The sequence below is a fragment of the Candidatus Uabimicrobium amorphum genome (assembly GCF_009002475.1).
Taxonomy (GTDB): domain Bacteria; phylum Planctomycetota; class Uabimicrobiia; order Uabimicrobiales; family Uabimicrobiaceae; genus Uabimicrobium; species Uabimicrobium amorphum.
In genome coordinates this window covers 5576203-5590632 of record NZ_AP019860.1, presented here as the reverse complement: position 1 = coordinate 5590632, position 14430 = coordinate 5576203, and the positions used below count along the sequence as shown (strand labels likewise).

At 40.3% G+C, this 14430-nt stretch carries 6 protein-coding genes; 3 read left to right on the top strand and 3 right to left on the bottom strand.

All coding sequences use genetic code 11. The features are described 5' to 3' along the window. The first annotated feature begins 81 nt into the window (after window positions 1-81). Both UABAM_RS20360 and UABAM_RS20355 read left to right on the top strand, forming a co-directional pair. Window positions 82-1074 carry a phosphotransferase enzyme family protein gene (locus UABAM_RS20360; protein WP_151969837.1) on the top strand — a complete coding sequence of 331 codons (993 nt, stop codon included), beginning with the start codon at window positions 82-84 and terminating at the stop codon, window positions 1072-1074. A gap of 60 nt (window positions 1075-1134) precedes the next feature. Then, complete coding sequence (locus UABAM_RS20355) at window positions 1135-5439, top strand: serine/threonine-protein kinase (protein WP_151969836.1); 4305 nt, start codon at window positions 1135-1137, stop codon at window positions 5437-5439. Here UABAM_RS20355 and UABAM_RS20350 read toward each other — a convergent pair. Both UABAM_RS20350 and UABAM_RS20345 read right to left on the bottom strand, forming a co-directional pair. Then, a complete protein-coding gene (locus UABAM_RS20350; protein ID WP_151969835.1) occupies window positions 5436-6179 on the bottom strand; it encodes an SDR family NAD(P)-dependent oxidoreductase in 744 nt (247 codons plus the stop codon). The two genes, UABAM_RS20355 and UABAM_RS20350, sit on opposite strands and share 4 nt — an antisense overlap. Before the next feature lie 15 nt (window positions 6180-6194). Further along, the gene (locus UABAM_RS20345) at window positions 6195-7148 is read right to left on the bottom strand and encodes an NAD(P)/FAD-dependent oxidoreductase (RefSeq protein ID WP_151969834.1); all 954 of its coding nucleotides are present in this window, start codon (window positions 7146-7148) and stop codon (window positions 6195-6197) included. Window positions 7149-7244: 96 nt separating this feature from the next. Here UABAM_RS20345 and UABAM_RS20340 point away from each other — a divergent pair, with 96 nt between their 5' ends. Continuing rightward, window positions 7245-9422: a S9 family peptidase gene (locus tag UABAM_RS20340; protein WP_151969833.1), complete on the top strand. Its 2178-nt coding sequence runs from the start codon at window positions 7245-7247 to the stop codon at window positions 9420-9422. A 400-nt stretch (window positions 9423-9822) separates the two neighbouring features. On the opposite strand, the gene UABAM_RS20335 is transcribed toward UABAM_RS20340, so the two are convergent. Then, a complete protein-coding gene (locus UABAM_RS20335) occupies window positions 9823-14400 on the bottom strand; it encodes a serine/threonine-protein kinase (RefSeq protein WP_151969832.1) in 4578 nt (1525 codons plus the stop codon). Window positions 14401-14430: the final 30 nt, after the last annotated feature.

The window sequence follows — 14430 nt, the reverse complement described above, 5'->3', positions numbered from 1 at the left end:
AAATAGCATTGGTACAAATCAATATTTATATGCTATACTAATAAGTATTGATTTGTACCAAAACAGTGAATAGGATTTCTGATGAACTTAACACAATTTGCTCATTTACCACGTCGTAAAAAACTAGCGATCTTGCGCACGATAGTCGAAAATGCTTTACTTCAATACGATATAAAAATCAAAAGTATTTCCTTTTACGCAGAGCATTCCAATATTTTATATAAAGTGGTAGATCAGCAAAATGATCAGTATATTATTAAGGTTGTTCGTCCAGGAGACATGAGTTATGAGGAACTAGTTGCTTATCTCACATGGCTGGATATGATGCATCAGCAAAATCCTCGTCTACCCATTTTACTCACAAAACTCACCAAAAATAGCCATTTTGTTGCAACAGTAGAGAGCCCTGTAGTGCGACACTGTTGTGTTTTTAAATGGATACCTGGTGTAAGTTTACGCAGTCGTGTTTCTCGTCCCAATGTTTTCAAATGGGGTAAATTGTTGGCTTCTATTCATAACGCTTCTGAAAAATGTCATGTTACCGCAGCGAACAAGTTACGTAAATGGAATAAAGTATTTTATTGGGATAAACAAGTTCTTTTTAGTGATCAATACCGCTCACTTATGCCTACCAAGCGACTTTCCATTTACCAAAAAACCGCAGAGAAGGTCGAAAAAGCCATTCAAAAACTCGCTTCTCCATCCATAATAATTCATGGAGATTTGCATTTGGACAACGTTAAGGTTCATAAAGGACAACTATATGCCTTAGACTTTGAAGATTGTATGTGGGGAAGCCCTATCCAAGATATATCTATCGCTCTTTTGTATATTCGATTTCGACCAAATCACACGATTCTTTTTCAAAAATTTAAAGACGGTTATGACTCTGTACGTAATTGGCCACAGAGTTACCCTGGAGAGATAGAAACATTTTTTATGGGACGTTTACTCATGTTTGCCAACATTCTCATCAAAGTCGATCACATGGAAGAAGATCTCGACGAAAACATTGAGGCACGCTTGCAGCGCTACCAAGAAGAGTTTGACAATTTTTTACAAACATATCACTAAAGTTCTGAACAAATTTTGTTATAAAACCACGTAAGATAATACAATAGAGTAGGTAAACTGATGGCAGATACAAATTTATTTGATGATGGTGGAAAAACACGTACATTCGCCAATAACTACACAATACTACAAAAAATCGGCGAAGGAGGGATGGGCGTTGTCTACAAGGCGTTAGAGAGAAATCCACAGCGTACTGTCGCCATTAAATTCATTTCTACGGGGAAAAACCCCGATGTCGTAAAAAAAAGATTCTTACGCGAGGCGCAACTTTCGGCACAACTCGATCATGCGAATATTGTCAAAATTTATAATGTGGGTCGCGTCGAAAATTACATATACATAGTGATGGAATACATTGCTGGTAAACCGCTTGATGTCTGTCTAAAAGAACAAACTTTATCCTTACACCAAAAAATTGTCATATTAGAAAAAGTTGCACGAGCGCTCCACTATGCCCATGGCCACAAAATTATTCATCGCGACATAAAACCAGCAAATATCATCATTACTCCCGAACAACAACCTATTATCATGGACTTTGGTCTCGCCAAAAATATTCGCGTACAAGACAATAAACTCACGAAAACAGGGGAAATCGTCGGAACGCCACGCTACATGTCACTGGAACAAATGGCAGGACACCGTTCTCAAATTGACGCCCGTACCGACGTACATGCTCTGGGAGCAATTTTGTATGAAATGGTAACGGGAACCTATATGGTTCCGGGAGAGAGTGCCGTTGAAGTTTTCTTTAACTTGCAAAATAGTAAAATTACCGCGATGAGTAAACAAGATCCTTCCGCTCCAAAAGATCTAGAAAATATTTGGCTCAAATCTACGCAAACGCTCCAATATCGTTACGCCAACGCCGAACTGTTTGCCGACGATTTACATAAATTCCTAAATCAGCAAAAGGTTTCTGGTGGCTGGCTAGGTTTTCACTATCGTTTTGGGAAAATTTTATACACAGCTCTTTTTGTTATGATGTGCGCCTTGCTTAGCGGTTTGTATTTGCATTTTAATGTGCAACAAAAAATCGAAATAGATGAAAGTACACCTGCTGTCCGTGCACAAAGATATATCAACCAGGAATTGTATACAAAAGCGCAACAAATTTTGCAACAAATCATCGCTAGCGAAACAAAGCCTTCACATGCTTTGTATGAAAATTTACTTTTTGTTTGTGCAAAACTAAAACAATACCAAAAAGTGCAAAAAATTTATAAAAATCATATACAGAGTGACCTGATTAAAAATAAGACGATCCTGACTTTAATGGCGATGTACTACGAACAACGCAACGCCTACCAAATAAAGAAAATAGCGCAGCAATACCCAAAAGAATCAGATATTCAAGAAAAAAACAACTACTACATTGCCATGTTGTACTATAAGAAACAAGACTACACCAACGCTTTGCTATATTTCAAAAAAATTCCGAATATTATCGAAAACTCTGATCGCGAATTACTGTCTTACGTCGCACAATGTCAATATGAAACCGTGGAAAAGCCACAGAAAAACTTTGCAGAGGCATTGCAAATTTTGCAAAAGCTTGAGAGTATCGCCCCGCAAGATAACATCGCCCTTTCGTATATGGGAAAATATCACCTTGAGATGTTTGCCAAGAACGACCGTATGCGAAGTCATCATTTACAAAAAGCCAACGAATATTTTCAACGCTGTGTAAAAGCAAATCCGCATCGCAGCGAATACTATACTTTTCTCGGCAAAACATTCCTTTATCAAAAAGAGTACAAAAAAGCTTACCAAGCGTTCGTAAATGCGATAGAAAAAGGAGACAATAGCGTTGCGACCATTGAGCTTCTTATGGAAGTCAGTTTTCAGAAACCCTCTTTACAGGACAACAGCATCATTTTTCTCAAGTATATTAGCGCTCAATCAAGTCGCGTAACAGCACCCGATTTATTTCGCGAAAAATTTGCTGCCATCGAACACACGTATCGCGATGTGTACATAACGAAGAAAAAAGCCCTCAACACTGACGGAAAACTACAAACATTTTTTGACCTTATACGTAAAATCACCGATAAAAAAATTCCCGAAAAAAAGTTTTACGATAGTGCCATCGTTGGAATCATTCGCTTGCGTTATCAGAAAAATTGGCAAAAGAATACACAAAACTTTGCCATGACTTTACCTGAAAAAGCACGCAAAAAAATGCTAGACACCTTGCGCAGTATTGAACAGAAAAGAAAGCACGAAGAAAGACTCTCTCTTTACTACGAAATCGCACACTTATATCTGAATACAAATGCACAAATTAAAAAAGATTTGAACCCCCATTTACTACAACAGGTCTTCAAAGATACCAATGAGAGTATTTTAAAACGCTATCTCGCCGCGAAAGCTTTGGTACAAATCTTGGATTTTGCCACCGTTGAAAGCCTCACAACGCAAGCTTCTCAAGATTTAGTGGGAGCCATTATTAGTGTGTGTGTTCTTCGAGAAGCGGGAATACGTGAAGATATGAAAGTTTTTCAGGAGATGAACAGGTTGAATCCTCAGCAACAGGGCCACGAATTTCTTTTAGCCCTTATTGCCAAAAGTACATTCATCTACCCCAAACACCGTTTGCGCAATCGACGACCTCCTGAGTGGCGTTTCGAAAATAGACTCGCCAGCGACATTTTATATGAACTCATAGACAGCCATTACCCCATCGTAAAACTGTATGCTGCGGCCAGTACCGCGGCAATCAACTCCAGATACCCAAAAAAGTTGATCATGAGTCTCAAAATTCTAACAAGCAATATGCAGTACTCGCAACCTATTGTACATCGTGCTTATGCCCACTACTACTTTTGGATCTCTCCACAAGTATTTCGCAACCCCAAACAATTTATCCGAGAATACCGAATAGGACTAAATGACCCTTCCGAGTACATTAAATCCATTCCCCTATTCTATCTAGATAACTACAATCAAGTTAAAATAGATCGTTTTGCCGATGATCTCAAGCGCTTGATACAAAAGCCAGGAAATATAGGTTTACGTGCTATTTATGGATATAGTAACCAAAACCAAAGTTACCAAACGATTCAGCGTGTCATTTATAACACTGAACTATCTCCTTTTGTAAGAATATACACGTACATGGCCGCAAACTTCATGCGTCTTTTTAGTGCCAACAGCGTACAAAAAAATATTCTGCGCTACCAACAAATTTTACGTGAATTCCCACAACTACTGAACGACCCCAATGTTCTTCTACGTCAATGGGTATGCATATCTTTTGCCACTTTGGGCTATTATCGTCTCGACCTTATCGAAAACCAAAGTACAGAATTACAAAACTCTATATTAGTTTATCTGAGAAGGCCCTTTGTGAGATTCGACTCACTTGAAAAAATGCAACCTTTCATGAGAACGTTCATTAAAAGAATTATTACCGTTACCGAAGTGTCAGAAAAACAAGCTTTTGTGGAAAAAAAACTCAAAAGTCCAAATCCAACTTTACGCAAGAATGCGATGGCAGCGAAAGTAGTTCTTGCCACGAAAGAACAAAAACAACAAATATACCAACAAATGTTACGCGAAACAGACACCGCTAAGGTAATGGGGGCTGCTATTGGGTTTCACAGTACTCTTAGGTTTCATTTGTGGCAGGAGGTGATCATTAAGCAAATGAACTTGCACCAGAACACCGAGGAAAATTACGGGGGGTATATCGTATTTTTGCGACAAGTTCCGGCATCGCAACAACAGCAGTTTCTGCAATGGCTATCTCACGCAATAAAATTAGCGCGAATTAGGAGGGGTATCCATCCATCGCTGTCGGAAAAAGATATGGCTCAATTCTATTATGAAAGAGCCGTTGTTTACCGCAGCCTAGGTCGATATGAGGAGAGTATCAAAGATTTGTTGCAGGCGACAAGGTACTATAACTACTCTCGTTACTGGGTAGAATTGGCAGAAATATACCTGTGGCAAAACAAAAACGATGCTGTACGCGACACGCTAGAGTCTCTCGATACATTGCAAACTCAGCGTTTAATGTCACGCATGGCAAATCTTTACGCGCAAATAGGCGACAATGACAAGGCATATCGCATTTTCAAATATTTATTTTTGCATTACAGTAAAGACCTTTATGGTGTTCCCCTTGCTTCTTTACGTCTAAAACAAACACAGAATAATAAAGATCCCCTTGCCAAAAAATATTTGGCATATGCCCTGGAACAAAATATGATCACCGCCTATTCGTATCAAGAAAGAAAAGAGGTACGTCGTATTACCGGAAATTTTCTACGCAGGTCCTACCCAGATATTATTCCGTTACTAACGCCGCAGAAAATAGAGCAGATACGCATTATTGAAAAATACGATCGTTTTGGAAATTAGGTAATTTGATGCACGGAGCGCACTAAGATATCATGTACCTGCACATGAGGCGGTTGCGTTAATGCGTAAATAATCGCAGCGACAACGTCATCGGCGTCAAGGACTTTTGTGGTGGTGAACATACTACGTGCCTCTTCGTTTTTTAAATAGCTCGTCATCAACGCGGTTTTCACAAGCGCAGGGCTTATCGAGGTAATGCGAATATTGCTTCCGGCAACACGCAATTCTTTACGCAGTGACTCGGTAAGTGCTTTGACCGCGTGCTTTGTTGCCGCGTAAACTCCCCCTCCGGGAGGAACGCGGTGTGCTGACATCGACGAAATGTGAATAATATGTCCATCTACTTTTTTTTCCTGCATTTGTTGTATCGCTTCGCGTGTACAAATGCACAACGACAGAACATTCACCTCTAGCATCTCACGCCACAGTTCCGCATCACCATCCACCAACGGGGAACGGTGTGAAACTCCGGCGTTATTGATTAAAATGTCCACTCCATTGTATTGTTCCTTAATTTTAGTGAACATTGTGCGTATTTCATCTTCAGAGCGCATATCTACCTGTATGATGTCTAGGCGCTCTTTATTATCAACTTCTTTTTGTAATTTTTGTAATCGATCGAAACGCCGTGCACAGGCAATTACGATCGCACCTTTTTCCACCAGTTGTTTTGCCGCTTCGCGACCGATACCACTGGAGGCTCCCGTTACTAGTACGACTTTATCTCGAAGTAATTCCATCTTTGTCCTTTCCCATCATGCTAACATCTCCTGAGCCATAGCCACTCCAGAAAGAAAAGCACCTTCTACTTTTGGTCCAGCAAAAGCATCTCCACACATTCCCATCGCAATCTCCTTCGCAACAAAACAACGCTGCGGATACACCTGTTTTGGTGCGCAATAACGCCAGCGATGTACTTGGTAGTCCTCGACCTCTCCGCCCAACCATTTGTCGGCCTGCTGCAAAAGTATTTTTGCCACTTCATCAAAATCGCGGTCCCAGTTTTTTTCCGTAAATTCTGGGGTAGAGTGAATGGTAATTCCCGGTTTTGCAGAGATTCCTTTCTGCATGTTGTCTCCCAGCCACTCAATGTCAGTACTGGCATTTTTTATTCCCCCAGGTTGCGGAATATTCGACGCGGCGGATGTTTTCACCATAACCGCAAAACAAGGTGTATATTCAATTTTTGCCAATTCTCCACGTCCGTCAAATTCGACACCTTCTAATATGGCCAAAGACTGCGGAATGGGGGCGGTGAGAATGAGAGATTTTGCGTGGTAGTCTTCCACACCCGAAACACACCAATTCTCTTTGTATACCGCGCTTTGTATTTTCTCTTTTAGCTGTACATTTAAATTTGTAGCGAGCTTTTTGGCCAAAGTAGTCATTCCCTTTGCTCCGCAGTAACGCGGATGACCATCTTTGCGCAACTCGGAGTTATCGTCGCCAAATAAAAATCCGTCGCACCAATGGTGCACACAGTCTTCATTTTGCGAGATAAAATTCGCAAACGCTTCACTGCGCACAGTAAAAAATTGTGCTCCGTGGTCGAAAGTCGCTTCGCCAATACGGCGTGTTGCCATACGTCCTCCGACACCACGCGATTTATCCACCACCACCACATCTTTTCCTGAATTCTGTAGATGTGTTGCAGCGATCAAACCTGAAATACCGGCTCCGATGATGATAGTATCGTATATTTTCGTCATTGTGCTTACCTGAATAATTTGTATACTAAGGGATGTACTATACGTTTTTTGCTGCGTATATTAGCATATTATGAAATAAAAAAACAGGAGATTTACATGAGCAAAAACATTATGTTGTGGTTATGCATATGTGTCCTCAGCGTTTTATATGCACAAAACCTTACCCTTGAAGATATATATCATCCACAAAAAAAAATTAAACTCAGCAGCTCTATACCAAGTGTCACATGGCTAAATGACCAGGAATATTTGCAATTGGATTTTGATGGCAAAGTCGCCACATGGTATGTTCATAATGTCAAAAATGAACAAAAAACTCTATTTTACAGTGCGGAAAAAATGTCCGCCGCTTTTGCTGCCCTTCCTGGTATTACCAAAGCCCAGGCACAAAACATTGCACGCCGCTCTCATGCCTTTAACAGTGATAAAAGTGCCGTACTCGTCAGTGCCTTCAATGATTTGTTTTACTACAAACTCAACAGTGAAAAAGCCATCCGCCTCACGCAAACGGCAAAACGCGAAACCGTCGCCCATTTTAGTCCTGATGGAGCCTTTGTGAGTTTTATTCAAGACAACGACTTGTATATCGTCGACATTGCCACACAACACGTTAGATCCTTAACCAAAGGCGGAGGCGAAAATCTATTCAATGCGCGTCTCGATTGGGTATATCAAGAAGAAATATACGGCCGTGGTAATTTCAAAGGTTATTGGTGGAGTCCAGATGGCACAAAAATCGCTTACTTGCAACTCAATGAAACTCCTGTAAATAAATTCACCGTTGTCGACCACATCCCATATCGCGGAGAACTTGAAGTAACCTCTTACCCCAAAGCAGGTGATCCCAACCCCAGTGTACGTCTTGGAGTGATCAATGTCGCGGGAGGCAGCACCACATGGATCGACACTTTCAAATATGAAGCGCAAGCGTTTTTGATTGTTCAAGTCGGCTGGTTACCCGACAGTGAACGCGTCTATTACAAATTGCAAAACCGTGAGCAAACATGGCTTGATTTTAATATTGCGCAAAGTGGTAGTGGAAAATCAACAACAGTACTGCGTGAAACGTCCTCGGCGTGGGTACGCGTCAACGAAGCTCCTATTTGGTTGGCAGACGATCAATTTTTGTGGTGTAGTGACCGTAGTGGTTTCAAACACTTGTACCTATACAAAACAGATGGCAAGCTCATCAAGCAGCTCACGACCGGAGAGTGGGAAATAAAACGTGTTTATGGCTATGATGAAAAACACCAGCGCATTTATTTTTCTGCGAATAAAGATAGCTCGATCGCAGACCACAGTTACTACACAGACATAAAAAGTTCCACCATTGAAAAACTTACGCTATTTGCTGGTAACCACCGCGTTTCCTTCAGTAAAGGTTTTTCCTATTTTTTCGATTACTGGAGTAATGTCACCACTCCCACACAATTGCGCTTGTATGACAATAGTGGCAAAGAAGTAAAAAAAATTGCGGTGGCGAAAGTGGAGAATCTTCGTAAATACAAATGGGGAAAAACGCAGTTTCACAAAGTCAAAACAAGAGATGGGTTTGTCATGGATGCATTGATGATTAAACCAGTGAATTTTGATGCGACAAAAAAATATCCTGTATTTTGCTACACATACAGTGGGCCGCATGCCCCTTCCGTACGCGATTCTTGGCGCGGAAGCCAATACCTTTGGCACCAAATGTTGGCACAAAAAGGTTATATTATATGGATTTGTGACAATCGTACCGCTAGTGCCCGAGGTATGAAATATACCTGGCAAGTATATCGCAATTTTGGAGAGTTGGAGTTACGCGATTTAGAAGACGGTTTGACTTGGTTAAAGAAAAAGCCATTTGTAGATAGTACGAGAATAGGTATGTGGGGATGGAGTTATGGCGGTTACATGACAAGCTATGCTCTCACAAACAGTAAGAGTTTCAAAATAGGAATTGCCGGAGCTCCTGTGACCGATTGGCGTGACTATGATTCGGTATATACCGAACGTTACATGGCCATGCCGCAAAACAATACACAAGGGTATTTGAAAAGTTCACCAACACAGCACGCAAAAAATTTGCATGGAAATCTGCTCATTATTCATGGAACAATGGATGATAATGTCCACCTGCAAAATACCATTCAATTCATTTATGAATTGCAAAAAGCCAACAAAAAGTTTTCGTTAATGCTCTACCCCCGTTCACGACACGGTGTCCGTCGTCCCTCACAAAGATATCATTTATATCAATTAATGACTGATTTTGTGATAAATAATCTGTAAACCAAACGTGAATTCCAAACAAAAAACCACAGCCTAATAAAGACATCAAAAAACTTTTTTAGATATTTTTATGAGGGCTGTGGTTTTTTTTTGCCAAATTTTAAAAGCATCACAGAGGATCTATTAAAAATTTCCACAATTAAATAGTTTATTATATTTGACTTCAGGAAAGCAAATTGTATAATATATTTATCAAATTTTATTTAACCATTCTGAATTACATTCTCAACTTAGTTATTATTGTAAGTATTGGTATATCATGGTTTCGGCCTATTGCAGATGGGCCAAAATCATGGTATACCGTTTCTCCAAGAATGTAAGAGCCTATACAAAATCAAAGATTCATTCTGAACGCTCGGATTTGTTTATACCGCGATAGTCATTTGTCATATTCGAGCGTTTATTTTTTACTCACCGCCTTGCGAATCGATAAAGCAACTAAAACCACTAAAATTACCGCCGACATCGTGCTGTAAATAGTCAAATACCAAGGTTGTAAATACTCCACAGAGTCAACAAACGGTAGCGATGGAAAGGCAATAGAAGTCAAAATCCCTCCGTCAAAGTAGTCGAGTAATAAACCACACAGACTCACAATCGTCAGTAAAAAATACATCATACACTGTAGACCATTGCGCGAAACAAGCCATACCCATCCAGGAAATATATTTCCTAAATACAGCACGATTTTTTTGATTTGTTGTGGCTCTTCCTTATGCAGACTTCTTTCACTCGAAAGTAGCCCAATCAGTGCTAAAATCATCACGATGATGGGAAACCAATGCAATTTTACCAACGACTCGACAAAGAGATGGCACAATAAAAACGGTGTCATGAGCGTCGAGTCATTACCGGAAAGCTCAAAGATCAACCCACCACTGTTGCCACCACCGAAAAAAATTGCCTTTATCCCTTTGCGAATAAAACTCTCTTCTCCTGTTTGAACAGAAATCAACATGCTATATGGGCAAAATGCCATTAAGCACCGCTGGGGAAAAAATCGCAAATGATTTTGGTATATCTTCGGTAGCTGCGTGGCAAGATCTGTGAAAGATTTTTTGTTTAAAATCGCAAGGTTAATTTGAGCTATTTTTCCATAGATATCCGGTAAATCTTTATTTTTTTCAAAATACGATTTCGCTACCGCAACATCGGACGTACTGTAAAAAACCCCCATGTTATTCCGTGCAATAGGATGATCCATACTTTGCCAGTAAAAAGTTGCCAAACCGCTACCCTTTTGAAACTCCGCTTCTGCCATGAGCAACTTCCATAACTTCTCATCCACTTTACCTTCGAACTTTTTCAAATAGGAATACGCCTCTTTCCCACCCAAATAACCATTTCCCAGTGAAAGTGGTATACTTGCCATTTTACCGGTATCAGAAACAATTGTCGTCAGCATCAACGTTCCTGTCATAAACAAAAGAGCAAAGCAACAAAGACATACCCTCTCTCCCTTGTTTAAATAGGTAATAAATGTATAACGCGCTCTCTTGAACGGGTTGGCCAGAAAAGCCATATTGCGTAGGAAATACGTATCATAACCAATTGCTTCTAAATCTGATATTCGCGAAGCTCTCGCTCGATACCATGTGTATATGAGCAACGACAAAATCAATAAACTCAAAAAACCATTAAAAAATATCAAAAAATCCGCGAGAGCTAAATCAGAGGAAGATGACAACATATCGCCACCTTGGTAGAGAGCTTCCGCAGAAAATTGCGAAAAATCTTGGGCAAGTTGCGGGCGGTTGTTATCTGCGGCCCACTTGCTCAAAGACAAATAAGAATAATGATCGCCTTCCGTATAGTGAAAAATCTCCCGCGAGATGTTCAACAACGCAAAAGTTTTATCGATATACTTGTCATCGTTTTGCGTTCTACCTTTGTCGAAATAATGTTGAGCCAATTTTTTCAAAAAGATATTCGTGGATGACGGAATAAATACATCGCAATGCGGGTTGTGAAAAGTCTTCGTTTGTAAATATTGGGCTTTTTCGTAGAACATTTTTTCCCACTCGGGAAAACCATAATAATTGCAATACAAACCGAGCAAAACATACTCATTAAAATTAATGCGTTTTTGTGTAGCAATTTCTTCAATAAGTTGCTGTGCCTCTTTTTGTTGCTTACGATGCGACAAAATCATTGCTTTGACGAAACGATAGTAAATATTCGTTTGGTCTAAGGCCATGCTCGTAGCAATGAGCTTTTCAAAATTTGCGCGTTCTTTCTCACTTTGCGGCCAAACATTTTGTGCAATATCCGTCGCCAATACTTTAAAGCCAGCATTTTTAAATACTTGATTGGCTTCTATCGTGCTAGATAAAAGAGAAACTAGTCCTTCGCCGTAGATTTTTAGTGGCGTGCGAAATTGTTGTTTTTGCACATCAAAAATCACGCGATAAGTCTCTTTTATCGAATATTCTGAGATCAACATTTCTACCGCGAAACTGTTTTTATCTAAATGGTACAAGTATTTAATAGGGTGCGGTAAACGATAACGATACAAAATAGTCCCATCAGAAGAATTCAGCACAATCAACGAATTTTTACTTCCCGTGTAAATGTGTTGCTGCTCGGAAAAAAATAAAAAATTACACAAGGTTAACTGCAAATTTTGCGGGGGGAAATTCCAAAATTTTTCGCGATGTGAGTCGATCCCCCATATGCGCTTTTGACGCTTCTCTAGTCGTAAACTGCTCTTTCTCGACTCAGATTTGGTATTGGCTGTTGCCAGACTCCACAGATGAACAGGTAAATCAATGGCCAGTGCTCTTTGCGCGTCTCGAAGAGCTGTGCGTTTATCATACATATTGTGTGCTTGTACGGAGATCCCCAGTAAAGCAACTGCCGCCACTTCTTGTAATCTTTTCTCCATGGCATCGTCGCTCACCGTACAACAATGGCGCCAAATCCGCTCAAGTATTTCTCCTGAGTATGCGGTACTCCTGGCCAACGAGCACAAACTGTGATACACAGTTCTAATATCTTTTTGTGCGAAAAGTGATAAAACCCCTTTGTCGATCTTGATATTTTCCTTCTCGATAAACTTATCGATAGCGACAACGGGTGACTTTACAAAACGGAGTTCTTCTTTGATTAGCAGAAGTGCGTCTTGGTAATGGCCCATTTGCAGCGATTGATAAATGATATTGTAGCGTAATTCTCCTAAATCTAAGTTTGGCGTTTTCTCTATTTTGCTCGATTTGGCTGCGATCTCCTCCAATTCATCATTGATTTTGCGAATTTTTTGCGACATTTCGATCACACTTTGCGCAGTATTTTTTTTCTGCGCAAAGTCCATTGCATCCGCTGCCTCTTTCGTTTTTTTATCGTACTCAGCCTGTAAACCATCGAGATAGACATCTTCTTCTACCGACATCTTTCCCCAAAATACAATTCCAATAATGAGCACAACCAAAACAAGGGTGTACACGATATTTTTGCGAAAACCACGCAATGTCTCTAGTCGCTTTTTCATTTTTTCGAGCTCTTCTACGGGGGTATCTTTCAGCATATTCAACCGTCCAATGTACAACTCGATCATTCCCGAATCTTCGTGTTTTAAAGCCCACTGCGATTGCAACTTGATGATTTGCACAATACCATTAATCGCAGTGGGGTTATTGTCTTGTATTTTCAATGCCTGGACAAAACTATTGTAAATTTCGTCACCGGTAATGTAGACGTCTTGATTGGTTAGATTTTCTTTTTGTTGTAAATCTTGTAACTCATTCATTGCCGTGTCAATAATTTTAGAGGCATCGTAGTGACGTGAAAATTGCAATAGTGCCTCTTTAAAATCCAAAACCGATGCAAAACGATCTTCGGGGTTATGCGCCAATGCCTTGTACAGCACCTTATCTAATTCGCTATAAGAGCTAGATGATGGAGAAATTTCACCTTGCGCCGCGTTACATAAAATTTCCATAATCGTCTTACCGTGATGCGGAGGAGCACCGTGTATTATTTCATGTAATATCGCACCACAAAGGTACACGTCGGTGGCAACGCCTATATTCTCACTATCATTGAGAGCCATTTCGGGAGCCATATACAAAGGGGTCCCTTCAGGAGCTTTGATTTCACTGCGATGCAGAGTTTTTTCCGTTTTGTTTTCCGAGATGTCAAGAGCAATCCCCCAATCCATCACCAGAACCTCGCCAAAACCTCCGATCATGATGTTTTCTGGCTTTAAATCGCGATGAATAATGTTATGCGAATGTGCGTACGCAACCGCATCACATACCCGGCACAACACATCGAGATGGTCAAAAATTTCCATCTTTGCACTGCGTTCTTTCTCTTGGACTGTTTGTGGGTGTAAAAGTTCCTTCCACGAAGTTCCGTTTACTTTTTTCATTGCAATGGATATTTGTCCATTCTTATCCTCGCTGAGGGTATGAATTGGTACAATATTGGGGTGATCAAGATCGGCGGTGACAATCGCTTCGGAAATGAAACGTTTTTGCATTTCGCCGTGGTTTTGGTTTGTAGAAATCACTTTTAGAGCAATTTCGCGATTTAAAGATTTCTGGCGCGCCAAATAAACGATTCCCATTCCACCGCGCCCTAATTCTCCGACCACTTCAAAATCATCGAAATCTACGTCTACTTTATCGAGACTTTGCGTTTCCTCCACCATAGTTTGGTCTTTTTTATCTGAGGCACCGTCACTGAGTATTGTTGCTTGTTCCCTGTAGGGATCTTCACTTTCACCTAAAATAGTCTGTTGTTCTACGGGCGACTCGCTTCCCCCGAGAATAGTTTTTTGTTCCTCAAGAGCTTTAATGTTATCCCCTGCAACTATTGTTGCATTTTCTTCGAATTTTTCACTTGTAAATATTTGTGGCGAAGATTCTCGCGCTACGTTATAATCACTCCTAATTGTAGCGGAAGGCAACTCATCTCCGCACAGAGTTGCGCTCCAAATAGTTTTAACCTTCTTAACTATAGAATCTTTTTCCTTCATTTTTATCACCTTACTATTTTAATAAAGCTC